The sequence below is a fragment of the Actinocorallia aurea genome (assembly GCF_054783995.1).
Window position 1 is genome coordinate 135,467 of sequence record NZ_BAAGPQ010000019.1, and the last position, 25,181, is coordinate 160,647.

Here is a 25,181-nt window from a genome sequence, read left to right on the forward strand (position 1 = left end):
GGCGGACATGACACCCGTCCTCGAACTCGAAGGGCTCACCGTTGACTTCGCGCTGCCCGGCGCGGTCGTGCACGCGGTCCGGGGCGTCGACCTGGAGCTGCGGCCGGGCGAGGTGCTCGCGCTCGTCGGGGAGTCCGGTTCGGGCAAGAGCGTGACGGCGGCGGCGGTCCTCGGGCTGCTGCCGCGCGAGGCGCGCGTGACGTCCGGGGCGATCCGCTTCCGCGGCGCGGACCTGGTCGGGCTCCCGGAGAAGCGCCTCAACGCCCACCGGGGCTCCGGCATCGGGATGATCTTCCAGAACCCGGTCACCTCGCTCGATCCGTCCTTCGCCATCGGCAGTCAGCTCGGCGACACCGCCCGGCTCCACCTCGGCGCCACCCGCCGGGCGGCGGCGGGCGTCGCGCGGGAGTGGCTGGAGCGCGTGCGGATCCCCGACCCCGACCGCGTCCTGCGGTCGTACCCGCACGAGCTGAGCGGCGGGATGCGCCAGCGCGTCATGATCGCGCTGGCCGGGCTGTCGAAGCCCGCGGTGCTCATCGCCGACGAGCCGACGACCGCACTCGACGCCACGGTGCAGAAGCAGATCCTCGACCTGCTGCTCGACCTGTCCGCCGAGACGGGGACCGCGGTCCTGCTCATCACGCACGACTTCGGCGTGGTCGCGCACACCAGCACGCGGGTCGCGGTGATGCGGGAGGGCGTGGTCGTCGAGTCGGGGGAGACCGAACGGGTCCTGCGCGCGCCGGAGCACCCGTACACGAGGACGCTGATCGGGGCGGTGCCGGAGCTCGGGCGCCGCCGCCTCCCCGGCGACGGTCCGCGCAGGCTGCTCGGCGGAACGCCCGTCACGGAGCGGGTCCACCTGGCCCCGCGGCCGGAGAGGCCGGCGGAAAGACCGGCGGACGCTCCGGCGGACCGGCCGATCCTCGAACTCCGCGACGTGTCCAAGGAGTTCGTGCTCGGCGGCCTCGGCACCGGGCGGCACAAGTCCGCGGTCCGGGCCGTGGACGGGGTGTCCCTGGCCCTGCGCCGCGGCGAGACCTTCGGCCTCATCGGCGAGTCCGGCTCCGGCAAGTCGACCCTCGCCCGGGTCGCGGGCGCGCTGCTGCCGCTGAGCGGCGGCTCGGTCGTCTTCGACGGCGCCGACGTCGCCACCGCCGACGCCGAGGGCCGCCGGGACCTGCGCCGCCGCTTCCAGTACGTCTTCCAGGACGCGGCGACCGCGCTCAACCCCCGGCTCAAGGTCGGCGACCAGATCGCCCGCCCGCTCCTGCGCCTCGGCAAGGCCCCGAACCGCAAGGCCGCCGAGGCGCTGACGAGCCGGGCCCTCGACCTCGTCGGCCTCAGCGCCGGGTACGCCGACCGCTACCCCCGGGAGTTCTCCGGCGGGCAGCGCCAGCGCGTCGGCATCGCCCGCGCCATCGCCCTGGAGCCCGACCTGCTGATCCTCGACGAGCCGACCTCCGCCCTCGACGTCTCGACCCAGGCGACCGTCCTCAACCTGCTCCTCGACCTGAAGGACGAGCTCGACCTCACCTACCTGTTCATCGGCCACAACCTCGCGATCATCGAGTTCGTCTGCGACCGCGTCGGCGTCATGCGCGACGGCTCCCTGATCGAGACGTTCCCGGCCGGAGACCTGTTCCTGCCCGACCGCCACCCGGCGACCCGCGCCCTGCTCGACGCGGTCCTGCCCGTCGGCGTCGGCGGGGACCTCGCAGTCAAGGAGACCTCATGACCACCCCGCTGATCCTCAACGCCGTCGAGATGAACACCGCGGGCCATCTGGCGTTCGGCCTGTGGCGGCGGCACGCCGAGACCGCGCGCGACTACACCGACGTCGAGTACTGGGTCGAGCTCGGCCGGGTGCTGGAAGGCGGCGGCTTCGACGCGCTCTTCCTCGCCGACGCGCTCGGCCAGCTCGACATCTACCACCGCACGGCGGACCGGGCGCTCATCGACGCGGTGCAGACGCCGCTGGACGATCCGCTGCTCGTGGTCTCGGCGATCGCCGCGGCCACCCGCACGCTCGGCGTCGGCGTCACCGTCTCGACGACGTATGAGCACCCGTACCTCCTCGCCCGGAAGTTCAGCACCCTCGACCACCTCACCCGGGGGCGGATCGGGTGGAACATCGTCACCTCGCAGCTCGACAGCGCGGCCCGCAACCTGGGCCTGGACCGGCAGCTGCCGCATGACCAGCGCTACGAGCTCGGCCAGGAGTTCCTGGACGTCGTCTACAAGCTCTGGGAGGGCTCCTGGGACGAGGGCGCGGTCGTGAAGGACCGTGCGCGGGGCGTGTACGCCGACCCGGCGAAGGTCCACGCGATCGGCCACGCGGGGGAGTACTTCTCGGTGCCGAGCGCGCACCTGTCCGAGCCGTCGGCCCAGCGCACGCCCGTGCTCTTCCAGGCGGGCTCCTCGCCCCGGGGCAGGCTCTTCGCCGCCCGGAACGCCGAGGTGGTCTTCGTCGCCGGGGTCGAGCCGCCGGTGATCCGGCGGAACGTCGAGGAGATCAAGCGGCTGGCGAGGCTTGAGGGCCGCGGCCCGGACGCGATCCGGTTCCTCGGCCTCGCGACCGTCATCGCCGACTCGACCGACGCCGCCGCCCAGGCCAAGCTGCGCGACTACCAGCGCTACCGCAGCGTCGAGGGGGCCATCGCGCACTTCTCGGCCATCACCGGGATCGACTGGGGTCAGTACGACCTCGACGCGCCACTCGAATACGTGGAGAACGACAGCAACCGGTCGATCCTCGCGAGCGTCACCAAGGACGCGCCGGACCGGTCGTGGACCCTCCGGAAGCTGTTCGCCTCCCCCGACGCCGTCGGCGGATACGGCTCGCCCATCGTCGGGAGCGGCGCGACCGTCGCCGACCGGCTTGAGGAGATCGCCGCGGAGTCCGGGCTGGACGGCTTCAACATCGCGGGCGCGGTCGCGATCGAGGACTACCGGGCGTTCGGCGAGCACGTGACGCCGGTCCTCGCCGAGCGGGGCCGGGTCCGGGAGAAAGTGCCCGGCCGGACCCTGCGCGAGTCCCTGTTCGGCGCGTCCCCGCTGCTGCCCGCCGACCATCCGGGTGCGCGCTACCGCGGCGCGTTCGCCGGCCTGCCTTCGGCCGCCCCCTCCCTCCTCACCGCCGACGCGAAGGGCTGACCCGTGACCATCGTCAACGCACCCGCCGACACCACCTACCTGCGTCCGGCCACCGCCGCCGACGACGAGCTCGCCGCCCGCTTCCAGCCGGTGTTCGACCGGATCGCCGAGGGCAACGTGGCCCGCGAGAAGGAGCGGGTCCTGCCGCATGAGCAGGTGGGCTGGCTCAAGGAGGCCGGATTCGGACGGCTGCGGATCCCCGTGGAGTTCGGCGGCTTCGGCGCCTCCCTGGAGCAGGCGTTCGCGCTGCTCGCCGCGCTCGCCGAGGCCGACCCGAACGTCTCCCACATCTGGCGCAACCACCTCGCCTTCGTCGAGGACCGCCTCAACGCCGCGCCGTCGGCGACGAACGACCGGTGGATCGGCCGCTTCCTGAACGGCGAGTTCGTCGGCGGCGGCTGGACCGAGGCGAACAACGGGACCTTCGCCGACCTCAAGACGACGGTCCGCGCCGACGGCGACCGCTGGCTCGTCAGCGGCGCGAAGTTCTACGCCACCGGCAGCCTCTACGCCGACTGGCTCGACGTCCTCGGCAAGGGCGACGGCGACGCGGTGCTGACCGCCCTCGTCCGCCGCGACGACCCCGGCGTCCGCCTCGTGGACGACTGGACGGGCTTCGGCCAGCGCACCACCGCGAGCGGCACCGCCGAGTACCGCGACGTCCCGGCCGAGCCCGGCGACGTCTTCCCCGCCGGGGAGCGGTTCGCCTACCAGGGGCACTTCTACCAGACCGCGATGCTGTCGGTCCTGGTCGGCATCGCCCGCGCCGCCCAGCGCGACGGCATCGCGGCGCTGAAGGCGCGGGGCCGGAACTACCCGCAGGCGCTCGACCCGGTGCCTTCCGCCGACGCGCAGCTCCTCCAGGTCGTCGGGCAGGTCTCGGTGCACGTGTTCGCCGCGGAGGCCGCGCTGAGCAGGTCCTCGCGCACCCTCGACCTCGTCGCCGCCGCGCACGCCGCGGGGGACGCCGAGGCCCGCGGGGAGCGGGTGCTCCAGGCCGAGGTGGCGACCGCCCAGGCGCAGCTCGCGATCATCGAGGCGGCCCTCCAGGTGACCACCACGGTCTTCGACGCGCTCGGCGCCTCCGGCGTCTCGGAGCGGCTGCTCCTGGACCGGCACTGGCGCAACGCCCGCACCCTCGCCTCGCACAACCCGCGCGTCTACAAGGCCCGCATCCTCGGCGACTGGCTCGTCAACGCCAAGGACCCGGTGCCGGACCTCGCCGCGTTCGGCCGGGGCGGCCAGGGCGACTGACCGCCTTCGCTCCGCCGCCGTGTCCCGGGTGCGGCGGCGGAGCGGCACCGCGGTAACGAGCACCACAAATTAGATCATTGCGGCACAACTCTCGTTTCCCTACGGTGGTCTGGCGCTCCGCCGGGCGCGGCGGATGACGGAGAGAGGTTCGCGGTGACCGAGGAGTACGCGGTTCCTGCGGTGGTGGAGACGCCCGGAACCAGGGTGGAGCCGAAGCGGGCGCTCGGCCGCTGGCTGCTCAGGCACCGGGTCCAGCCCGTAGGGCCGGCGGCGGGCGGGCACGCCGAGCAGTACCCCTGGTGGAAGGTGATGTGCCTGACGGGGGTCGACTACTTCTCCAGCCTCGCCTACGTGCCCGCGATCGCCGTCTCGGCGGCCGGGGTGCTGTCCCCGTTCGCGACCCTCGTCATCGTCGCGCTCACCCTGCTGGGGATGCTGCCGATGTACCGGCGGGTGGCCCGGGAGAGCCCGCACGGCGCGGGCTCGGTGGCCATGCTGGAGGAACTGCTGCCGTTCTGGCGCGGCAAGGTCTTCGTGCTCGTCCTGCTGGGCTTCGTCGCCACCTCGTGGATCATCACCATCACCCTGTCGGCCGCAGACGCCTCCCTGCACGTCCTGGAGAACCCGCGCGCTCCCGAGGCCCTGCACGGGCACGCCGTCGCGTTTACCGTGGTGCTGCTGCTGGTGCTCGGCGGGGTGTTCCTGCTCGGGTTCAGCGAGGCGGTGAGCGTCGCGATCCCGCTGGTCGGGGTGTTCCTGCTGCTCAACGCGATAGTCGTCGGCGTCGGCCTGGTCGAGGTCGTCACCTCGCCCGCGGCCTGGGACGGCTGGACGGACGCGCTCGCCGCGAAGGGCGACGGACTCGGCGACTACGTGGTGCCGGTCGTGCTCGCCTTCCCGCTCCTGGTCCTCGGCCTTTCCGGGTTCGAGACCGGCGTGAGCATGATGCCCCTCGTCGCGGCCGAGGGCGACGACGACGAGCGGCGGCTGGAGTCGCGCATCGCCAACACCCGCAAACTCCTCACCGGCGCGGGCGTCATCATGAGCGGCTACCTGCTCGCGGCGAGCCTCGTCACCACGGTGCTCATCCCCGCCGCCGAGTTCGCGCCCGGCGGCGAGGCCAACGGCAGGGCGCTCGCCTGGCTCGCCCACGAGCGGCTCGGCGCGACGTTCGGCACCGTCTACGACATCAGCACCGTGCTCATCCTCTGGTTCGCGGGCGCCTCGGCCATGGCGGGCCTGGTCAACATCGTGCCCCGGTACCTGCCCGGCTACGGCATGGCGCCCGAATGGGGCCGTGCGGTCCGTCCCGTGGTGCTCGTGTACACGCTGATCAGCGTCGCGATCACGCTCGCGTTCGACGCCGATGTCGACGCCCAGGCCGGCGCCTACGCCACCGGCATCCTCGCCATGATGGTGTCCGGGGCGTTCGCCGTGACCGTCTCGGCGCTGACGCGGCGGCGGCCCCTGGCCTGCGCGGGGTTCGCCGTGCTGACCGCCGTGCTCGGCTACGCGCTGGTCGAGAACGTCATCGACAAGCCCGACGGCCTGGCCATCTCCGGCATGTTCATCGCCGGCATCGTCGTCGTCTCGCTCGTCTCGCGGGTCGCGCGCACCACCGAACTGCGCGCCGACCGCATCGAGTTCGACCCGGCCGCCCGCCGGTTCCTCACCGAGACCCTCTCCCACGACGGCCGGATCACCCTCGTCGCCAACCGCCGTGACGCCGGAGACGCCGCCGAGTACGCCTACAAGGAGGCCGAGCAGCGCCGCGACAACCCCGTGCCGGGCACCGCCGACGTCCTCTTCCTGGAGATCGACATCGTCGACCCCTCCGACTTCAGCGACGTCCTCGTGGTCCGGGGCGTCGAGGTCGAGGGGCACCGGGTCCTGCGCGCCTCGGCGTCGGCGGCCCCCAACGCGATCGCCGCGATCCTCCTCGCCCTGCGCGACACCACCGGCGTCCTCCCGCACTGCCACTTCGCGTGGGCCGAGGGCAGCCCCCTCGTCCACATGATCCGCTACTTCCTCCTCGGCCGTGGAGACACCGCCCCCGTCACCCGCGAGATCATCCGCGAGCAGGAGCCCGACCCCGCCCGCCGCCCCGGCATCCACGTGGGCGGCTGACGGGCGCGTCCTACTGCAGGCCGGTGCGGACCGAGGTGATGCGGCCGGTGTTGAAGCCGAGCCAGTGCATGCGGCCCAGGTAGCGGGCGTGCTCGATCTTCAGGCAGAGGTCCATGACGACGGTGGCGCCGCCCGCTTCGGCGATGCGGGCGCCCTCCTCGTTGACGACGCCGAACTGGCACCACAGGGCCTTGGCGCCGATCGCGACGGCGTCGGAGGCGATGCCCGGGAGCGCGTCGGGGGCGCGGAAGACGTTGACGACGTCGACGGGAACGGGGATGTCGCGCAGGGAGGCGTAGGACTTCTCGCCGAGGATCTCCGGCTCCCTGGGGTTCACCGGGATCACCCGGTAGCCGTGGCGTTTGAGGTAGTAACCGACGAAATGGCTGGCCCGCAGCTCGTTCCCGGACAGGCCGACGACGGCGATCGTCCGGGCGGTGTGCAGGACCCGCTGGATCGTCTTCGGCTCCTGGCGGCGCGCGAGGTCGCTCATGCCGTCGCCTCCTTCTCCGCCTCGGTCTCGGTCTCGGATTCGGCCTCGGACGCCGCGCTGAGGTTCGCGAACCCTTGCTCCAGGTCCCAGATGAGGTCGGCGACGGACTCGGTGCCGACCGACAGCCGCACCGTGCCCGGCCCCACCCCCGCCGCGCGCAGCTCGTCGTCGCCGAGTTGGCGGTGGGTCGTGCTCGCCGGGTGGATGACGAGGCTCTTGGCGTCGCCGACGTTCGCCAGATGCGACCAGAGCGTGACGCCCCGGATGAGGTCCTGCCCGCCTTCCCGGCCGCCCGCGCAGTCGAAGGAGAACACCGCGCCGGGCCCGAGAGGCAGGTACTGGTCCACGAGCGGCCGGTACTTGCTCGAAGGCAGCCCCGGGTACGTCACGTTGGAGGCGAGCGGGTGCCCTTCGAGGAACTCCGCGACGGCCCGGGCGTTGGCCACGTGCCGGTCCATCCGCAGCGACAGCGTCTCCAGCCCCTGCAGGAGCAGGAACGCGTTGAACGGGGACAGCGCGCCGCCCAGGTCGCGCAGGGTCTCGGCGCGGAGCTTCATCAGGTACCCGTAGGTCCCGAACGTCTCGTGGAACTTCAGCCCGTGGTAGGCGGGCGACGGCTCGGCGATGACGGGGAAGCGCCCGTTCGACCAGTCGAACTCCCCCGATTCGACCACGACGCCGCCGATGCTCGTCCCGTGCCCGCCGAGGAACTTCGTCGCCGAGTGGACGACGATGTCGGCGCCCCACTCGATCGGCCGGCACAGGTACGGCGTGGCGAACGTGTTGTCCACGACGAGCGGGATGTCGTACGCGTGTGCGACCTCCGCGACCGCCGCGATGTCCAGCACGTTCCCCGACGGGTTGCCGATCGTCTCGCCGTAGAACGCCTTCGTGTTCGGCCGGACCGCCTTGCGCCAGGACTCCGGATCGTCGGGGTCGACCCACGTCAGCTCGACGCTCATCTTGCGCAGCAGGTGCTTGAGCTGGTTCACCGTCCCGCCGTACAGGGCCGCCGACGACACCACGTGGTCTCCCGGCTCCAGCAGCGTGAACAGCGCCGCCGCCTGCGCCGCGATCCCGCTCGCGAACGCGACGCCGCCGACGGCGCCCTCCAGGTTGGCGACCCGCTCCTCGAACACCGCGACGGTCGGGTTCATGATGCGCGAGTACGTGTTCCCGTACTCCTGGAGGTTGAAGTACGCGGCGGCCGACTCCGGATCCTCGAAGACGTAGCTCGTCGTCTGGAAGATCGGCACCGCGCGGGCGCCGGTGTTCGGATCGGGCCGCTGGCCGGCGTGCAGTTGCCGCGTCTCGAACCCGAACGCGCGGGTCCCCTCGGCACGGGGGATCTCAGCACGGGGGATGTCGGTCATTCCATTTCTTTCTGGTCGAGGAATCGGCGGATCAGGGGCGTCTGCCGTGCCTCCTCCAGCAGGAAGCAGTCGTGGCCGTAGGGCGCGTCGATGACATGGGATTCCACCGGCTTGCCCAGCGCGCCGAGGGCGTCGGCGATCTCGGCCGACGCGGCGGGCGGGTAGAGCCAGTCGGAGCTGAAGGAGATGAGCAGCGTCCGCGCGGTGAGGGGGGCGAGCGCCGCCTCCAGGGAGCCGCCGCCGTGGGCGTGCGCGAGGTCGAAATAGGTGAGGGCGCGGGAGATGCGCAGGTAGCTGTTGGCGTCGAAGCGCCGCACGAACGCGGCGGCCTGGTGGCGGAGGTAGCTCTCGACCTCGTACTCCGGCTCGGTGAGCGTGTGCCGGATGTCGTCCGAGAACTGGAGCCGCCGCCCGAACTTCGCCTCCAGCGCGGGTGCGGACAGGTAGGTGACGTGGCCGACCATCCGGGCGACGCCCATGCCGGCGTCGGGCGCGCTGCCCGTGCCGTGGTACCGGCCGCCCCGCCACGCCGGGTCGCGCATGATCGCCTCGCGGGCGATCGCGTTCCAGGCGACGCCCTGCGGATGGAGCGCGTGCGTGCTGGCGATGACGACGATCGCGTCGACCTGGTCGGGGTAGGCGACCGCCCACTCCAGCGCGCGCATCCCGCCCAGGGAGCCGCCCGCGACGGCCGCGAGCCGCTCGATGCCGAGCGCGGCGAGGAACGCGCGCTCGGTGCGGACCATGTCGGCGACGGTGACGACGGGGAAGTCCGGGCCGTACGGCTCGCCCGTCTCCGGGTCGGGGGACGCCGGGCCCGTCGTGCCGCCGCAGCCGCCGAGCAGGTTCGTCGCGACGACGAAGTACCGGTCGGTGTCGAAGGCCTTGCCGGGGCCGATCATGCCGTCCCACCAGCCGAGTCCCCGGCCGGCGGAGCCGTCGCGCTCTTCGGCGGCGAACCCGTCGCGGGTGCTCTGGGCGGGCGGGGTCGCGGCGATGCCCGCCGCGTGGGCGTCGCCGCTGAGGGCGTGGCAGACGAGCAGGACGTTGTCGCGTTCGGGCGCGAGGGTCCCGTAGGTCTCGTAGGCGACCCGGACGCCGCGCAGCACCCGGCCGCAGTCGAGCGGCAGGGGGTCCGGGAGGTCGAGGAACCGGGTGGCGACGGTGCCGACCGACCCGGGTTCGCGGGTAGGGGCGGGTTCCGTCATAGGGGCTATGTTGCCCGCCCGACCCCGTGTATTGTCAAGTAACCCAGTAGGGAATACCAAAAAACACGGACAAAAGGGGCATCGCGCGATATGACCACGATCTCCAACGGAGTGAACGTGCAGGCGCTGCTGGACGCGCGCGAGGCGCTGAAGGACGCGCCCGAAGCCGCCCAGTTCACCTGGAAGGCCACCTCCGAGTGGCGGAACGGGGTGCACAGCACCACCCGCATCCAGCACTTCCACGGCCTCGGCCAGGAGCAGAGCCACAAGCAGGAGACGGTCTTCGAGGCCGACCACCCTGCCGTCTTCGCCGCCGAGGACAACGGCATCACCCCCATCGAATACCTGCTCGTCGGCCTCGCGAGCTGCCTCACCGCGGGCATCGCGTCCGTCGCGCAGAACCGCGGCATCCAGCTGCGCAAGGTCGAGGCCTCCGTCGAAGGCAGCCACGACATCCGCGGCATCCTCGGCGACACCGACGTGCGCAACGGCTACAACGACATCAAGGTCACGTTCGACATCGACGCGGACGCCACCCCGCAGGAGATCGAGGCGCTCGTCGCCCAGTCGCAGAAGCGCTCGGCCGTCTTCGACGCGCTCACCAACCCGACCGACGTCACCGTCACCGTCGCCTAGGAGCACCCCATCGAGCACGTTACGGCGGTCGTCGTCGGCGCGGGGCACGCGGGCCTCGCCGCGAGCCGCTGCCTCACCGCGTCCGGAATCGACCATGTCGTGCTGGAACGCGGCGAGGTCGCGCACTCGTGGCGGACCGAGCGCTGGGCGTCCCTGCGGCTGCTCACCCCCAACCGGCTGAGCGGCCTGCCGGGCCTGCCCTACGACGGCCCCGACCCGGACGGCTTCATGACCGCGGGCGAGACCGCCGACCTCATCGAACGCTTCGCCAAGGCCGCCGACGCCCCCGTCCGGACCGGGGTGGAGGTCACCTCGGTGCGGCGGGACGACGCCGGCTACGCGGTGGCGACGAGTGCGGGACCGCTCCGGTCCCGGGCCGTCGTCATCGCGAGCGGCGCCTGCAACCGCCCGGTCGTCCCGGGCCTCGCGGCCGGGGTTCCGGAGGCCGTCGCGCAGTACACGCCGTTCGACTACCGGGACCCTTCCGGGCTGCCCGAGGGCGGCGTCCTGGTCGTCGGCGGCTCGGCGACGGGCGTCCAGCTCGCGGCGGAGATAGCGCGCTCAGGCCGCCGCGTCACCCTCGCGACCGGCGAGCACACAAGGCTCCCGCGCACCTACCGAGGCCGCGACGTCCTCTGGTGGATGGACGCCTCAGGCGTCTGGGACCAGCGCCACGACGAACTCGACGACCTCACCCGAGCCCGCCGCCTCCCCTCCCCGCAACTCGTCGGCACCCCCGAACGCACCACCCTCGACCTCAACGCCCTCGCCGCCCAAGGCATCGAGATCGTCGGCCGCCTCGCCGCGATCCGCGACGGCGAGGCCCTCTTCTCCGGCGGCCTCCGCAACGTCTGCTCCCTGGCCGACCTCAAACTCAGCCGCCTCCTCGACACCTTCGACACCTGGGCCGCCGAGACCGCCCTCGACGCCCCCGCCCCGGAACGCTTCGCCCCCACGGAGCTCCCCGCCCCGTCCCGCCTCCGCCTGAACCTGGCCTCCGGCGAGATCCGCTCCATCCTCTGGGCCACCGGTTTCCGCCCCGAATACCCCTGGCTGGACCTCCCCGTCCTGGACCCCAAGGGCAACCTCATCCACAACGGCGGCGTCCTCGACCCCCCCGGCCTCTACGCCCTGTCCCTCCCCGTCCTCCGCCGCCGCAAGTCCACCTTCCTCCACGGCATAGAGCCCGACGCCCACGAGATCATCACCCACCTCACCGCCCACCTGAGCCGGTCCGGCTGACCCGTCGGGCCTCCGGGCACACCGAGCCGCGCCGTCGCCTGGAGTTGGCGCGGATCGCGAGCCCCCCGGCGCGCTCATCGACGTATCGGACACATGGGGCTGAGGGCGTAGGGCCCTTGAGTCGCGGCAGGCCCGCGACCTACCCGGGGACCGCTCCGCGACGATCGAGTTCCCGCGCGACAAGGACGACGCCCGCGAGGGGGCGGTCCACCTCGTCGGGCGTCATGTCGGGCCGTGGTCCCGCCTCGCGGCGTGTGGGCGGGTCAGGCGGTGTGAGGGGTCGCGGGGGTGAGGGCGAAGCGTTCGGCCAGCAGTTCGTAGGACGCCGTGCGGTCGGCGGGGTCCGGCGGTGAGGGTGTTGATCATGATCTCTTTTACGCCGTGGGTTGCGGCGAGGGCGGTGAGCCGTGCGTGGAGGGAGTCGGGGGTGCCGTGGAGGATTGCGGGGGAGTGAACGGCGGCCTGGCGGCTTTCGTCGGGGGTCCAGATGTGGCGGTCGAGGTCCGTCAGGGACGGGACGGGGGCGTCGTCGCCGAGGTCCTTGCGGGCTCGCCACAGGAGCATCGCGAGGGCCAGGGCCGCGGCGCGTTCCGGGTCGGCCGCGCCGACCGCACGGACGGCGAGGACCGGGCCTGCCGGGGCCGTGCCCGAAGGGAGGTGGGCGCGGTAGTCGGAGCGGACCGCCCTGCCGCGCAGGGGGTCGAAGAAGTGGCCGAAGGCGTAGCCGGCGCCGAGGGCCGCGGCCAGGGGCGCGCTCGATCCGCCCGCGCCCAGCACCCAAGGTTCGCGGTGGGCTCGGCGGGGTCGGCCGGGGTCTCGGCCGAGGCCAGGAGCCGATCCCGCAGTTCGGTGGCCTCCTGCCGAAGTCGGCGGCCGGACCGCCTCCGCGGCCGACGCCCACGTCGACCCTTCCGGGATGGACGAGCGCGAGCAGTCCCATGGTCTCGGCGACCTTGTCGGCTTGGTAGCGGGGAAGGAGAATCCCGCCGGTGCCGACCCGGGGCGCGAGGTGCGCTCCAGCGCGAGCGCCGCCAGCATCTCCGGTGACGTTCCCGCGAATGAGCGCGATCTGTGGTGTTCGGCGAACCACACGCGGTGGAAGCCGAGGTCGTCGGCCAGGCGGGCCAGGTCGAGGGAGTCTTCGAGGGTGTCGGTGGCCCCCGCGTCGTCGGTGCGCGGGGACTGGCCGAGGACGGAAAGGCGCATCGCGGACATGTCAGGCTCCATCGATGGTGGTGCGGACGGCGGGGACGATGCGCCAGTCGCGCTGGAAGACGAGGTTGTGCAGGTCGGCCGCGGCGATGGCGCGGAGGGTGGGGACGAGTTCGGCGGCCTGGTCGGCGGTGGCGACGTTGAGCGGCCATTCGCCGACGGTCGCGCCCTGCAGGTGCGGGTGGTGGAAGCCGGCGCCGTAGTGCGCGGTGAGCGTGATGGGCGCGATCCCGGCGGCGCGCTGCTCGGGCCAGGACAGCCGCCAGACGGCGCGAAGGCCGCCGCGCGGGTCGCGCCGCACTCCCGTCGCCTCGATGGCGCCGGTGCCGCGCAGCAGGTGCGCGTCGAACTCTTCGAGGACGGCGCGGGCGGGCCCGTCCAGGAGGGCGGCGGCTGCGAGGAAGGCCGCCTCCTTGCCTGCGCGGCTGGTCCGTCCGGCGTGGGTGCCGTCGCGCAGGTCGCCGAAGTGGCGGAGCAGCGCCTCCAGCGGGGCGGGTGCGGTCGAGGTCATGACAGGTCCTTTCCTGCGGCTGTCGCGGTGAGGGAGCGGAGTCCGTCGGCGAGGGCGGCGAGGACGCGGCCGGCGGGGTGCAGGACGTCGCCGTGCTCGGCTCCGGCCACCCGCGTCAGGCGGGCCGGGACTCCGTCGGCGCGGAGCCGCCGCGCGTACTCCGCGACGTCGTCGCGCACCGGGTCGTGCGCGCCGACGGCCAGGACGGCGGGTGCGGTCCCGGCGAGGCGGCCCGCTTCGAAGGGCGTCGAGTACAGGCGGGTGCCGTCCGCGTCGCGGGCGGGGGCGCCGTCGCCGCGCCAGGCCCGCCACGCCTGCCGCAGCGCCGCGGGGTCGGGGAACCGCCGCGGGACTGCCCGGTAGGACGGGGCTGCGCAGTCCGGGTCGAACGGGGGGTAGGCGAGGACCTGGGCGGCCAGGTCGCCGCCGCGGTCGCGCACGGCGAGCGCGGCGCACGCGGCGAGGGTGCCGCCCGCGCTGTCCCCGCCGACCGCGACGGGCAGGCCCGCCGCCCGGTCCGCGGCCCAGGCCAGCACGGCCAGGACGTCCTGGAGCGCGCTCGGGTGGCGGTGGCGCGGGGCAAGCCGGTAGTCGGCGCTGAGCACGGCCCAGCCGGACGCGGCCGCGAGCCGAGCGGTCGCCCCGCTCCACTGGCCGGAGGAGCCGCGCTGCCAGCTCCCGCCGTGCGCCCAGACGAGCCAGCCGCGCGGGTTCTCCGGCAGATGCGCCAGAACGGGGACGTCAGGGGCTCCGGCGGGGCCGGGAACGGTGCGCGGAGGTGCGGCGATCACGAGCGGGCCTCCTTTCGGGGCCGGGCGGGCGGCCGTGGCCGCCCGCCGGTGGGTGGCGTCAGGAGCGGGGGCGCAGGAGCACCGCGGCGATCGCGACGCCGAGGAGCACCAGGGCGGCGTTGACGCCGATCGCGACGGTGACGCCGTGGTGGACGGCCCCCGCCGTCACCGCGCCCGCGCTCGCCGCGGTGACGACCGCCGACATGATCGGGGTGCCGAGGGTGATGCCGATCTGCTGCGACATGCTGGCCAGGCCGGTGGCCAGGCCCTGCTCGCGATCCGGCAGCCCGGTGGTGGCGGTGAGCATGAACCCGACGATCACCAGCATGTTGCCGACGCCGCCGAGGAACGTCGCGGGCAGTAGCAGCCACATCGCGCCGGAGGTGTCCCCGAGCAGGAGCAGGATCGCGGTGAAGACGGCCTGGAGCATCCCGCCCCAGACGAGGACGGTGCGGGTGGAGGTCAGGCCGACGGCCTTCGGCGCGAGCAGGCCGCCGAGGACGGTGCCGAGGCCGAGGACGCCGAAGGAGAGGCCGGCGGCCAGGGCGGAGAAACCGAGGGTCTTCTGCAGGTAGAGGGTGAGCAGGTAGACCAGGGAGGTCTCGGTGACGAAGGCGAGGACCCCGAGCACGTTGCCCCAGGCGACGGTGCGCTTGCGCAGGACGTCGAGCGGCACGAGCGGTTCGGCGGCCCGGCGCTCGACCAGGACGAACACCACGAGCAGGACGGCGCCGACGGCGAGGGCGCCCAGCGCGCCGGGGTCGGTCCAGCCGTGCTCGCCGGCGAGGGTCAGGCCGTAGACGACGCCGAGCAGGCCGAGGGTGACGCTGAGCGCGCCGGGCACGTCGACCTTGGGCCGCCGCGCGGGCCGGGACTCGGCGATGACGGCGGGCGCGGTGAGCAGGACGGCGACGGCGACGGGCACGTTGATGAAGAACGCCCACCGCCAGGACAGCAGGTCGGTGAGGACGCCGCCGAGGACGGCGCCGGTGGTGAACCCGGCCGACATCAGCGCGCCGTTGAGGCCGAGCGCCTTCTGCCGCAGCGGCCCTTCGGCGAAGGACGTGGTGAGCAGCGCGAGGCCGGCCGGGGTGGCGGCGGCCGTCGCCAGGCCTTGGGCGACGCGGGCGATGATCAGCACCGTCGGGTCCGTGGCCAGCCCGCCGACGAGGGACGCGACGCCGAGGAGGCCGAGGCTGCCGAGGAAGATCCGCTTGCGTCCGATGAGGTCGCCGATGCGGCCGAAGAAGAGGGTGAACCCGGCGGCGGACAGCGCGAACGCGGTGGCGATCCACTGGAGGTGGGACAGGGAGAAACCGAGGTCGTCGCCGATCGCGGGCAGCGCCACGTTGAGGATGGAGAAGTCGACGGCCAGCATGAACTGGGCGGCGAGCAGGACCGCGAGGGTGACCTTGAGGCGGCCGGTGAGCCGCTGTGCGGGGGGTGCCGCGGTGCCGGAGGCGGGCGCGGTCTGGGTGGTGGTCATGGCAGGGTCCCTTCGGACATGCGGGAGGTTCGGTAATCGGCACCGGAGTTCCGTTTACAAAAGGGACTGTAGCACCGTTATCCTGTTAAGGGAACCAGAGTTCCTATACTGGGAGCCGAGCGAAGGAGACGCCATGGAGACCACCCCGCAGCCCGGCACCGTCCGTCCCGGAGGCCGCACCGCCCGCGTCCGCGAAGCCGTCTTCCAGGCGGCCGGGGACGTGCTGGCCGAGAAGGGCTTCGACGCCCTCGACCTCGCCGAGATCGCCCGGATCGCGGGCGTCGGCAAGACCACCGTCTACCGCCGCTGGGGCACCGCGGCCGCCCTGGCCGCCGACCTCCTGGACGACATGGCCGAGCAGTCGCTGCCCCGGGCCCGCACCGGCAGCGTCGAGAAGGACCTGCGCGCCAACGCCCGCCTCGTCGTGAAGACCCTCACCGACCCCCGCCAGGGCCGCCTCTTCAAGGCCCTGATCGCCGCTTCCCTGTGCGACGAGCAGGCCGCCCGCGCCCTGCACCGCTTCTACGCCGTCCGCATCGCCGAATGGGCCGGCTGCGTCACCGACGCCGTCGCCCGGGGCGAACTCCCCGAGGGCCTGGACGCGGAGAAGGTCGTCGCCAACGTCTCCGCACCCCTCTACTACGCCCTCCTCAACACCGGCGCCCCCCTCGACGACGACGCCGCCGACCGCGCGGCCGCCGCGGCCCTGGCCGCCGCCCGCGCCGGCCTCGCCTGACCCGAAGCGCGAGCGGTCAGCCCGCGTCGGTGAGGGCGTCGGCCAAGGCGGCGGCCCCCGCTTCGACGTCGGTGAGGGCGCCGAAGCCGAGGACGAGCCCGGGCGGGGCCGTCCTGCCGAACATCGACAGGGGGAAGACCGAGACGCCCCGGCGGGCCGCCGCGTCGCGGACCGCGGTGTCGTCGGAGCCCGGCGGAAGCAGCGCACCGAGGTGGAGCCCAGCGGCGGCCGACACAGGAGTGAGCGCGGAAGGCAGGGCGGCGAGGAGACGGGCCCGACGATCGGCGTAGACGCGGTGCATTCTTCGCACGTGCCTGGAGTACGACCCCTCGGTGAGGAAAGCGGCGAGGGCGGCCTGCTCGGGCAAGGGGGAGTGCCAGTCGGCGGCGTACTTCGCGGCTCGCAGGGCCGTGCGCACTCCCGGCGGGGCGAGGAGGAAGCCCAGACGGAGCGTCGGAAGCATCGTCTTGGAGAACGAGCCGACGTACACGACCCGCCCGGAGGTGTCGAGGGCGCGCAGCGTCTCCAGCGGGCGGCCCTCGAAGCGGAACTCGCTGTCGTAGTCGTCCTCGATGAGGGCCGCGTCGTGCCGGTCGGCCCACGCCAGCAGGGCGGCCCGCCGGTCCGGGGCCAGGGGCATGCCGAGCGGGAACTGGTGCGCCGGGGTGAGGTGGACCAGCCGGGCGTCGTCGGGCAGCGCTTCGACGATGAGGCCGCCCTCGTCGACCGGGACCCGGACCACCCGCGCCCCGGCCGCGGCGAGCGCGTGCCGCGCGGGCGGATAGCCGGGTTCCTCGACGGCCGCGGTCGCGCCCGGCGGCAGCAGCACCCGCGCGATGAGCCCGATGGCCTGCTGGACGCCCGAGGTGACGACGACGTCCTCGGGGTCGGCGGGCACGGACCGGGCCGCCGCGAGCCGCGCCGCGATCGCCGCCCGCAGGCCCGCGTGCCCCGCGGGCTCGGCGTACATGCCGCTGCCCGCCGCGCCCGCCCGCAGCTCCGCGGTGAGGAGCCTGCGCCACGCCGGCCAGGGGAACAGCGCGGCGTCGGGGTGGCCGGGCCGGAAGTCGTGGCGTAGGCCGTCGCCGAGCCCGGCGGGCGCGCGCAGCCCGTCCCACGCGGGGAGCGGGCGGAGCGCTCCGGCGGGCGGGGCCGGGGCGCGCCCCGCGAACCCGTCGGCGACGAACGTCCCCGATCCGCCGCGCGTGCGCAGGAACCCCTCGGCGGCCAGCCGCTCGTAGGCGGTGGCGACGGTGCCCCGGGCGATCCCCAGGTCGGCGGCGAGCACGCGGGTCGCCGGCAGCGCGGTGCCGGGCCGCAGCCGCCCGGCCAGGACGGCGTCCCTCACCTGCCGGTAGACCTGGCCCGCCAGATCGTCCCGGCCGCGCAGCACGACGTGCACGTCCACGCCGCCACCTTAGATCGGCCCAGTCTGCTTCGGGGTGAATTGGCCCTTCAGTCGGGCCGATCGGGCTCCTAGCCTCACGATCATGGACATCAGAGACCTGCACCGCCGCTCACTCGACGACCTCCATGCCCACCTCCTGCGGGTCCGCCCCGCCGATCTCGGCCTCCCCACCCCCTGCGCCGGCTGGGACCTGCGCACCCTCCTCGGCCACCTCGTCGCCGAGAACCGCGGCTTCGCCGGCGGCCCGACCTGGACCGACGCCGCCTTGGACCCCGACCACGCCACGGCCTTCCGGCAGACCGCCGACGCCGTCGTCGCCGCCTTCGCGGCCCCGGACGCCCTCGACCGGAAGGTGCCCGTGAACACGTTCGGCGTCTTCCCCGGAGCCATCGCCCTGCGCATGCACTTCATCGACAACGCCGCGCACACCTGGGACGTCGCCCGCACCCTGGGCCGCCCCTGGACGCCCGCCCCCGACCTCGCCGAAGCCGCCCTCGCCACCGCCCTGGCCTTCCCGCTCCCGCGCGGCGAGGGCGAGCCCTTCGCCGCCGAGATCCCCCTGCCTCCCGACGCGGCCCCCGAGGCCCGCTTCCTCGCCTTCACCGGCCGCGATCCCCGCTGACGCCGGGGCCCGGCCGCGCGGGCGTGCGGCGGGTGCGGATCGAGGGCGGAGGGACATCGGTGGAGATCCGCGGTTCGCCGCCCAACGGGGGCCGCGCGGGCGGCGGCCGACATCGGCGCGCTACCCGGCCGCGAAGCCGGGCCTCGACGTGCACGGCGACGATGAGGCCGCCCTCGACGAAACGGACCGGGCACGGCTGCTGGAGCTTCGAGCGGGCTCCCTTCGGCGTGAAGACGGCGATGAAAGCCGCATTCGGCGCTGTCGGGCCGAGGATCGCGGGTAAAGGAAGTCCCCTGAAACGGCCGGTCATGATGAGGCGGCGAAACTCGCGAGCGGCTCGGGCATGGTGCCGAAGTCCTGTCGAGGGACCCCGGGGTGGTCCGCCCGGCGGGAAAGACCCTGTGCGTGCTGGCCGGTGGTGGGTCTGCCCCCGCCGGGCGGCTACTATCAGTATATGTCCGATTACGGAGCGATGCACGGAACTCGAAATCTGGTGTGGGGCGTCCTGCTGGGGGTGCCCCTGGCCTTCGGGGGTCTGGTCGTCTCGGCGGCCTCGCCGGGCGTGGCCCCCAAGCCGACCGGCGAGCGCGGCCTGGTCCTCGCAGGCCCGGTGGCGGACCCGCGCCCAGGAGCCCGCACCCCTCACGCCCCCTGGTAGGACCCGGAGCCTTCCGACCCCGACGAACACGCCCGTCCCAGCAGGTGCGTCCCCGCCCGTTCTCGGCGAAGTCAATCTGCGCCGGCTCGACGCGCTCCGGTCCTGAACCGCGGTGGTCAGTTCGCCGTCAGGGAACCGCCGTGGAGCAGTGGAAGGAGCGCCGCGCAGTCGCGTGGAGAGAGGGCGAGGGCGGAGGCCGCGCGCAGGTAGGGGTCCGGCGCGGCTTGGGGCGGGTGGTGTCCTCGCCGCACAGGACGAGGCGGAAGCGGTCGGCCAGCCCGTGATGGGCGAGGGCCGCATCGACGAAGGCGCGCAGGCGCGGCAGCGCCACCTTCGCCTCGGTGTGCCCGCGCCGCTCGGCGAGGCCGCCGGGACGGGCGCGCAGCGGGAACACGTGTCCGGGCCGCTGGAGCTGGTCGGGGCGGGTGTCGGGGTCGGTCGGCAGCCGGAGCGTGCGCGCGCGGTCGGCCGCCGAGAGGTCGCCCTCGTTCTGTCGGTCCTCGTCGTCCACCACGATCATCGGCCGCCCGCCCTGCAGCGCCTCCACCGCCTCCCGGACCCCGTCCAGGACCGCGGCTCCCGCCTCGACGACCCCAGACCCCGCGTGCACACCGACCGCCTCCAGAGAGTTGCAGAACGTGGCGCTCGCGAAGCTAACACGCGGCCACCCAGACGGCGCGCAAGCGTGTGACCTGGGAATGCGTGTTGCCGTCACGTCGGGAATGGTGCCGCCTCGCGCGGCCGGGACGGCCGGCGGCGCGAGGCGGGGTTCTGGGGTCAGCCGCTGGAGGGGCGGAAGCGGGAGGGGACGGGGGTAAGGCCGAGGACGTGGTCGGCGGTGAGGCGGCCGGTCAGGGGGGCGAACTTGGCGGCGTGGCCGGAGCAGGCGGCCAGGAGGGTGAGGCGGTCGGCGGTGTCGATGACGAAGTCCTCGGTGGGCGTCATCGTGAACAGGCAGGCCGCCTCGGCGTAGGGCTCGGGGTCGAGGCCGGGCAGGAACTCGCGGACGTAGGCGGTGACCCGAGCCCGGTTGGACGGGTCGATCGCGCGGTCCGGATCGGCGGCCGAGGGAAGGACGGGACCGCCGCTGAACTCGGCGACCTTCTGCCCGGCGAAGCCCGCGTCCCGGCCGCCCGGCAGACCGTACATCTGCATGCCGGGCTCTTTGTGGATGAAGGTCGGCCACGCCGCGGCGGGGTCGCGCCAGCGGAAGTGGAAGATCTGCTCCTTGCGCACCTCGAAAGGCGGGAGAGCCGTCCGGAAGGCGTCCGGGACGGGCAGCCGCGCCAGCAGGTCCGGCAGGAACCCGCCCGCCGCCACGACGACGTCGCTCGCCCGCAGGGTCTCCTCACCGGAACCCGCACCGCCGGACGCCGCGACGTCGACGGCGAAGCCCGGCCCCTCCCGGCGGACCGCCACCGCCTCGGCGCCCGTCCGCACGTCCGCGCCCGCCCGGCTCGCGAGCCCGGCCATGGCCTCCACCGCGGTCTGGACGTCCACGGCCCCCGCGTCCGGGTGCCAGAGGACGGGCGTGGCGAACGCCATGTGCGGCCACCGCTCCCGGGCCGCCTCGGGGGCGAGCACCTCGTTGCGGACGCCGAGGGAGGCGAGCAGCTCCGACAGTTCCGGCGCGTCCCGCAGCGAGCCGTGGTCCACGGCACCGTGCGCGGTGAACAGCGCGGTGCCCGACGCCTCCTCGAGGTCGGCCCACGCCTCCCTCGCCCGGCGCACGAGATCGGCATAGAACGGGTCGGGATAGGCGTACCTGAAGATGCGCGACGATCCGTGCGAGCTGCCGAAGGCGCCGCCGGGGACGTCGCGCTCCAGCAGGGTGACCGCCACGCCGCGACGGGCGAGGTGCCAGGCGGTGGCCGCGCCGGAGAGCCCGGCCCCGATGACGAGGACGTGCCGCCCGGACATCAGGCCGCCGCCAGCTGACGGAAGCCGCTGGCGTGGAACACCAGGGGTGCCCGGTGCGGTTCGGCGTCCACCGCGCGGACGCGCAGCAGGACGATCTGGTGGTCCCCGGCCGGCAGCGCCGCCTCGACCGAGCACTCCAGCCATGCCGGCGCGCCCCGCAGGAGCACCGCGCCGCCGTCGGTGGTGCGCAGGTCGAGCCCGGCGAACCGGTCGGCTCCCGGCGCCGCCAGGGCCCGGCACGCCGGGCCCTGGTCCTCGCCCAGGACGCTGACGCCGAGGCGCGGCACGTCCTTCAGCCGCTCCCACGTGCGCGACTCGTTGGCGACACACACGGAGACCAGCGGCGGATCGAGCGAGACCGAGGTGAACGAACTGGCGGCCATGCCGACAGGTTCGCCGTCGACCAGCGCGCACAGCGCGGTGACCCCGCTGGGGAAGCAACTGAACGCGGTGCGCAGCAGGGGCGCGTCGGCGCCCTGGACGATGGGGATCAACGGAACTCCTTCGAGCAGGCGAGGGGCGGGGAGCCGGGGACGTCAGTTCGTGATCGCGGTGATGCCGCCGTTGCCCTTGACGGCGTAGCCGTCGGCGATCATGGCGGCGCCGAGTTCACGGGTGTAGTTGTCGACGCGGTAGTGGAGGGTGAAAGTGCGAGTATCCCGGTAAATCTGCTCAAGTTGGTAGGACTTGAACATCGACCGGGCGCCGCACACGTCCAGCGCGCGCTGGGTGATCTCCAGCGAGACCCGCTTGGCGACGGTCAGCGCCTGCACCGAGGCGTACTCGGCCGCCGCGGCGTCGTCGCCCTCCCACAGCCGGGCCGCCGCGAACAGGCCCTCGCGCGCGGCGAACAGGTTCGCCGACATCTCGCCGAGCTGGAACTGGATCAGTTCGCTGCCGGCGAGGTTCGGCCGGTCGCGGACCCACTCGGTGGCGAAGCGCAGCGCGCCGCGTGCCGAGCCGAGGTGGTTGGAGGCGAAGCCGAGGGTGAAGGTGCGCGGGTCGTGGGTCTCCCACCAGCCGGGCGCGCCGAAGACGGCGTCGGCGGGGATGGTCATCCCGGTGATCCGGACGCCCTGGCTGACGGTGGCGCGCATGCCGAGGGTGTCCCAGTTGTCGATCATCTCGACCTCGGGGGCGTGCCGGTCGACCAGGACCGCGACGCTGCGGTGGTCGTAGTCCTCGGTGCCGGGGACCGCGAGCCAGATGATGAAGTGGTCGGCGCCCGGCCCGAGGGAGGCGAAGTGCTTCTCGCAGGTGAGCGACCAGTTCCCGTCGGGCAGGCGGGTCAGTTCGGACGACGACGCGCCCGCGCCCTTCTTGCCGGGCACCGACTCGCTGCCGACGGACGCGACGCGCCGCCCGGCCTCGACGATCGGGATCAGGTACTTGCGCGCCTGCTCCTCGGTCGCGGCGTGCGCGAGCATGCCGATCGCGTGCAGGTGGACCTGGAGGAGCTGGCCGGTCGGCGGGTCGATGCTCGCCAGGTGCTCCAGGACCTCGTAGTACTCGACGAACCCTTCGTCGCCCCATAGGCCCTGGCCGCCCCACTTGACGGGCAGGGTCAGCGAGAGGATCCCGGCCGTGTGCAGGTCGCGGAAGTTCTCCTCGGGGAAGGCGGCGTCCCGGTCGTACTGCGGGGCGCGGGCCCGGAAGGCCTCGGCCAGGCCGTCGAGGGCTTCGATCCGCTTGGTCTGCTCAGGCGTGCGCATGGGAGGTCTCCTTGTCGTCGTGGTTCTGCGCGGAGCGGGCGGTGCCGCTCGGCTGGGGGATCAGGGGATAGGTGAGGGCCGACCACGGGTCGGTGAGCGGGGCCGTTCCCGGTTCGGTGGCGAGCCCCCCGGTGACGAGGCGCCGCCGGTCGGAGTCGCTCAGCTTGGCGAGCACGACGTCGGTCCAGCCGGGGTCGTCGGCGTCGCCGCGCGCGGTGCTCTCACCGGAGGCGGCCGTGCGGCCGTCGGCGAGAGTCACGGTGACCTCGCTGCGCCGGACGTGCGGGAAGATCGCGGTGAGGTCGGGGTCGACCACGATCTCGATGCGGGACATCAGCGCGGCGACGTCCGGGTCGGCGAGGCCGGTGGTGACGTCGGCCAGGCCGAAGCCCCCGTTGGCCAGCAGGCAGGCGACCGGCCAGGGCAGGTTGAACTGCGCCTCCTCCGAGGTGCGGGGCACGCCGCGGGAGAGGCCCGCGGCGGCCTCGAAGGTGCGGACCTCGATCCGGGTCACGTCTTCGGCCCGGAGGCCGGGGACGCCGAGCCGGTCGAGCAGCGCACGGGCCGCGGCGAGCGCCGGGTGCGCCCAGCGGCAGCACGGGAACGGCTTGACGTAGACGTCGAGGATCTCCCAGCGGCTGCCGAGCCCGTCGTCGGCGCGGCCTTCGAGGAACTCCGAGCGGTGCGCGGTGAAGCCCTCGGCGGCCAGCAGCGCGGCGGCCACGCCGGCCTGCGCGCCCCAGCCCATGGCGTCCTTGGCCATGGACGGCTCGGCGACGGCCCGCATGATGAGGTCGGTCGGGGAGTGGTACTCCGCGAGCCCCAGTGCGCTGTCGGTCTGCCTCGCGTCCAGCCCCAGGAGGTGCGCCGCCGCGGCCGCCGCCGCGATCGTGCCCCAGGTGCCGGTGGAGTGGAACAGCGGCCAGCGCTCGTGCTGCTGGACGGCGGCCCGCACCCCGATCTCGTAGCCGACGACCACGGCCGTCGCGAGCTCGGTGAGGTTCGCTCCGACGTGCTCGGCGACCGCGAGCGCCGCCGGGATGACGACGGCGCCGGGGTGGCCCTTGGCCAGCGGATGCCCGTCGTCGAAGTCGAGGGCGTTCATGAGGGTGCCGTTGGCCCAGGCCGCGCCGGGCGCCGACACTTTGCGGCCGTCGTACAGGCAGGTGGCGGCGGTGCCGCCGTACGCGGCGGAGGCGAAGTCGGCGGCGATCCGCGGGGCCTCCAGGCTCCGGGCCTGCTCGGCCGCGACGGAGACGTCGAGGAACAGCCAGGCGACGCGCTCGCGGACGGCCTCCGGCACGCCGTTCCAGGAGAGCCCGCCGATGAAGGCGAGGGTCGGGTCGGTCATCGGTGGTACCTCGCGGCGAACCCGGGGTCGGTGAGCGCGGGCCGGTCCAGGGCGAACGCGCCGATGGGGAACCCGGTCCGCCCGGTGGCGCTCACCTCGGCGAGGATCCGGCCCATGAGGCTCGCGAACTTGAACGCGTGCCCGGCCCCGACGAAGACGGTGACGCGCGGTTCGGTCTCCAGCGGGCCGAGGATGAAGTTCTGGTCCGGGGGGATCGTGTACAGGCAGGTCTTGGTGTACAGCTCAGGGCCGAGGAAGTCCGGCACGTGCTCGGCCAGGAACTCCCGCTGCCGCTCGCGCCGGACGGGGTCGGGCTCGAAGGTGCGGGTGTCGGCGGTGACCTCGTGCCCGCCGAGGTGCTCGCCCAGCTTCGTGGCGACCTCGCCGTAGATGGGGAATCCGTAGAAGTTGTGCGCGCCGTGCCACATGAACACGGGGAAGTTCGCGGGGCTGAAGCTCTTGAGGTGCGGGGTGGAGTAGTAGGTGACCTGCTCCTGGGTGACCTTCAGGGGGAACGGGCGGGCGTCGTCGGGGAGCAGTTCGTTGGTCCAGGCGTCGGCGGCGGTGATGACGCGGTCCACCAGGTAGGTCTCGCCGTCCGTGACCACCTCGATGCCCGCGGGGGTGGGCACGAGCTTGCGCACCGGTGTCCGCTCCAGGATCTCGGCGCCGTGCGCGCGGGCGAGCGAGATGTGGACGGCGTTGGCGCGTCCGGCGTCGACGATCGCGGAGTCCTTCTGCCAGAGGACCTGCTCGGAGCCCCGGAAGCGGAACTGGGGGTATCGCTCGGCCGCCTGTGCGGCGTCCCACAGCTCGTAGTCGACGCCGTGCCGTTCGAACATCGAGGTGTAGCCGCCGATGTTGCGGCTGCCGGTGTCGAGTCCTTCGCGGGCCGCGACGTCCTCGATGACCAGGCCGCCGGTCCTGGTGAGGACCTGCTGTCCGGACGCGGCCTCGATCTCGGCCCATGCGGCGTAGGCGGCGGGAGCGAGGGAGGCGTACGGCTCCTCGTGCTGCGCCAGCCGGAGGATGCGCGAGTGGTCCTGCGAGGCGCCGCGCGAGTGGAAGAGCTCGAATCGCTCGAAGCCTATGACGCCGGGGCCCGAGGCGGCCGACCAGTAGAGGGCCGCGGAGCCGATTCCTCCCAGGCCGATCACCGCGGTGCGGAAGCTGCGGTTCATCCCACCTCCCAAGCTGTTGTCATATCTGCAACTCAATTCTTCATAGTGACAACTCATTCTTGACCTGCCTGAGCCCGTCGCACAAGACGCGTTTTTTGTCGCGT

Annotated in this window: 23 protein-coding genes; 9 read left to right on the top strand and 14 right to left on the bottom strand. The window is 73.6% G+C overall.

Translation table 11 applies throughout. The features are described 5' to 3' along the window. The first annotated feature begins 7 nt into the window (after positions 1–7). The 4 genes from ACYVOM_RS23845 (at position 8) to ACYVOM_RS23860 (ending at position 6,537) form a co-directional block, all read left to right on the top strand. Entirely contained in the window at positions 8–1,738 is a 1,731-nt protein-coding gene (locus tag ACYVOM_RS23845; protein ID WP_460305695.1) for a dipeptide ABC transporter ATP-binding protein, read from the top strand. Continuing rightward, the gene (locus ACYVOM_RS23850; protein WP_460305696.1) at positions 1,735–3,156 is read left to right on the top strand and encodes an LLM class flavin-dependent oxidoreductase; all 1,422 of its coding nucleotides are present in this window, start codon (positions 1,735–1,737) and stop codon (positions 3,154–3,156) included. The genes ACYVOM_RS23845 and ACYVOM_RS23850 overlap by 4 nt, the downstream gene beginning before the upstream one ends. A 3-nt stretch (positions 3,157–3,159) precedes the next feature. Further along, entirely contained in the window at positions 3,160–4,410 is a 1,251-nt protein-coding gene (locus ACYVOM_RS23855) for an acyl-CoA dehydrogenase family protein (protein WP_460305697.1), read from the top strand. Positions 4,411–4,563: 153 nt separating this feature from the next. Further along, complete coding sequence (locus ACYVOM_RS23860; RefSeq protein ID WP_460305698.1) at positions 4,564–6,537, top strand: APC family permease; 1,974 nt, start codon at positions 4,564–4,566, stop codon at positions 6,535–6,537. Positions 6,538–6,547: 10 nt separating this feature from the next. On the opposite strand, the gene ACYVOM_RS23865 is transcribed toward ACYVOM_RS23860, so the two are convergent. Genes ACYVOM_RS23865 through metX form a run of 3 tightly spaced genes read right to left on the bottom strand, consistent with a single transcriptional unit; the run spans position 6,548 to position 9,611 of the window. After that, complete coding sequence (locus tag ACYVOM_RS23865) at positions 6,548–7,030, bottom strand: CoA-binding protein (protein WP_460305699.1); 483 nt, start codon at positions 7,028–7,030, stop codon at positions 6,548–6,550. Next, complete coding sequence (locus ACYVOM_RS23870; protein WP_460305700.1) at positions 7,027–8,403, bottom strand: O-acetylhomoserine aminocarboxypropyltransferase/cysteine synthase family protein; 1,377 nt, start codon at positions 8,401–8,403, stop codon at positions 7,027–7,029. Before ACYVOM_RS23870 ends, ACYVOM_RS23865 begins: the two co-directional genes overlap by 4 nt. After that, positions 8,400–9,611, bottom strand: a complete 1,212-nt coding sequence (gene metX / locus ACYVOM_RS23875) for a homoserine O-acetyltransferase MetX (RefSeq protein WP_460305701.1) — start codon at positions 9,609–9,611, stop codon at positions 8,400–8,402. Before metX ends, ACYVOM_RS23870 begins: the two co-directional genes overlap by 4 nt. A 90-nt stretch (positions 9,612–9,701) precedes the next feature. Here metX and ACYVOM_RS23880 point away from each other — a divergent pair, with 90 nt between their 5' ends. Continuing rightward, positions 9,702–10,247: an OsmC family protein gene (locus ACYVOM_RS23880; protein ID WP_460305702.1), complete on the top strand. Its 546-nt coding sequence runs from the start codon at positions 9,702–9,704 to the stop codon at positions 10,245–10,247. A gap of 9 nt (positions 10,248–10,256) precedes the next feature. Continuing rightward, positions 10,257–11,489 carry a flavin-containing monooxygenase gene (locus tag ACYVOM_RS23885; protein WP_460305735.1) on the top strand — a complete coding sequence of 411 codons (1,233 nt, stop codon included), beginning with the start codon at positions 10,257–10,259 and terminating at the stop codon, positions 11,487–11,489. A 222-nt stretch (positions 11,490–11,711) separates the two neighbouring features. Here the strand turns inward: ACYVOM_RS23885 and ACYVOM_RS23890 are convergent, their stop codons facing one another. From ACYVOM_RS23890 to ACYVOM_RS23905, 4 genes are read right to left on the bottom strand one after another with little or no spacing between them, the layout of a single operon-like run. Further along, on the bottom strand, positions 11,712–12,704 hold the full coding sequence (locus ACYVOM_RS23890; RefSeq protein ID WP_460305703.1) for an LLM class flavin-dependent oxidoreductase: 993 nt from the start codon (positions 12,702–12,704) through the stop codon (positions 11,712–11,714). Between the two features lies 1 nt (position 12,705). Next, entirely contained in the window at positions 12,706–13,212 is a 507-nt protein-coding gene (locus tag ACYVOM_RS23895) for a hypothetical protein (protein WP_460305704.1), read from the bottom strand. Beyond that, positions 13,209–14,003: an alpha/beta hydrolase gene (locus ACYVOM_RS23900; RefSeq protein WP_460305705.1), complete on the bottom strand. Its 795-nt coding sequence runs from the start codon at positions 14,001–14,003 to the stop codon at positions 13,209–13,211. The genes ACYVOM_RS23895 and ACYVOM_RS23900 overlap by 4 nt, the downstream gene beginning before the upstream one ends. Positions 14,004–14,061: 58 nt before the next feature. After that, complete coding sequence (locus tag ACYVOM_RS23905; RefSeq protein WP_460305706.1) at positions 14,062–15,489, bottom strand: MFS transporter; 1,428 nt, start codon at positions 15,487–15,489, stop codon at positions 14,062–14,064. A gap of 133 nt (positions 15,490–15,622) precedes the next feature. Here ACYVOM_RS23905 and ACYVOM_RS23910 point away from each other — a divergent pair, with 133 nt between their 5' ends. Continuing rightward, positions 15,623–16,225 carry a TetR/AcrR family transcriptional regulator gene (locus ACYVOM_RS23910; protein ID WP_460305707.1) on the top strand — a complete coding sequence of 201 codons (603 nt, stop codon included), beginning with the start codon at positions 15,623–15,625 and terminating at the stop codon, positions 16,223–16,225. 16 nt (positions 16,226–16,241) lie between these two features. Here ACYVOM_RS23910 and pdxR read toward each other — a convergent pair whose 3' ends face one another. Beyond that, positions 16,242–17,633: a MocR-like pyridoxine biosynthesis transcription factor PdxR gene (pdxR, locus tag ACYVOM_RS23915; RefSeq protein WP_460305708.1), complete on the bottom strand. Its 1,392-nt coding sequence runs from the start codon at positions 17,631–17,633 to the stop codon at positions 16,242–16,244. 82 nt (positions 17,634–17,715) lie between these two features. Between pdxR and ACYVOM_RS23920 the strand changes: the two genes are divergently transcribed. Next, complete coding sequence (locus ACYVOM_RS23920; RefSeq protein ID WP_460305709.1) at positions 17,716–18,255, top strand: TIGR03086 family metal-binding protein; 540 nt, start codon at positions 17,716–17,718, stop codon at positions 18,253–18,255. Positions 18,256–18,709: 454 nt separating this feature from the next. Continuing rightward, a complete protein-coding gene (locus ACYVOM_RS23925) occupies positions 18,710–18,913 on the top strand; it encodes a hypothetical protein (RefSeq protein WP_460305710.1) in 204 nt (67 codons plus the stop codon). Positions 18,914–19,040: 127 nt separating this feature from the next. Here the strand turns inward: ACYVOM_RS23925 and ACYVOM_RS23930 are convergent, their stop codons facing one another. The 6 genes from ACYVOM_RS23930 to solA form a co-directional block, all read right to left on the bottom strand. After that, a complete protein-coding gene (locus ACYVOM_RS23930) occupies positions 19,041–19,523 on the bottom strand; it encodes a 3,4-dihydroxy-2-butanone-4-phosphate synthase (RefSeq protein ID WP_460305711.1) in 483 nt (160 codons plus the stop codon). A 167-nt stretch (positions 19,524–19,690) separates the two neighbouring features. Then, positions 19,691–20,833, bottom strand: a complete 1,143-nt coding sequence (locus tag ACYVOM_RS23935; protein WP_460305712.1) for an FAD-dependent oxidoreductase — start codon at positions 20,831–20,833, stop codon at positions 19,691–19,693. Continuing rightward, a complete protein-coding gene (locus ACYVOM_RS23940; protein WP_460305713.1) occupies positions 20,833–21,327 on the bottom strand; it encodes a flavin reductase family protein in 495 nt (164 codons plus the stop codon). The genes ACYVOM_RS23935 and ACYVOM_RS23940 overlap by 1 nt, the downstream gene beginning before the upstream one ends. A 42-nt stretch (positions 21,328–21,369) precedes the next feature. Further along, entirely contained in the window at positions 21,370–22,545 is a 1,176-nt protein-coding gene (locus ACYVOM_RS23945) for an acyl-CoA dehydrogenase family protein (RefSeq protein ID WP_460305714.1), read from the bottom strand. Beyond that, entirely contained in the window at positions 22,532–23,896 is a 1,365-nt protein-coding gene (locus tag ACYVOM_RS23950) for an MmgE/PrpD family protein (RefSeq protein WP_460305715.1), read from the bottom strand. The genes ACYVOM_RS23945 and ACYVOM_RS23950 overlap by 14 nt, the downstream gene beginning before the upstream one ends. Continuing rightward, positions 23,893–25,077, bottom strand: coding sequence for an N-methyl-L-tryptophan oxidase (gene solA / locus ACYVOM_RS23955; protein WP_460305716.1), 1,185 nt, complete (start codon positions 25,075–25,077; stop codon positions 23,893–23,895). Before solA ends, ACYVOM_RS23950 begins: the two co-directional genes overlap by 4 nt. Between the last annotated feature and the right edge of the window lie 104 nt (positions 25,078–25,181).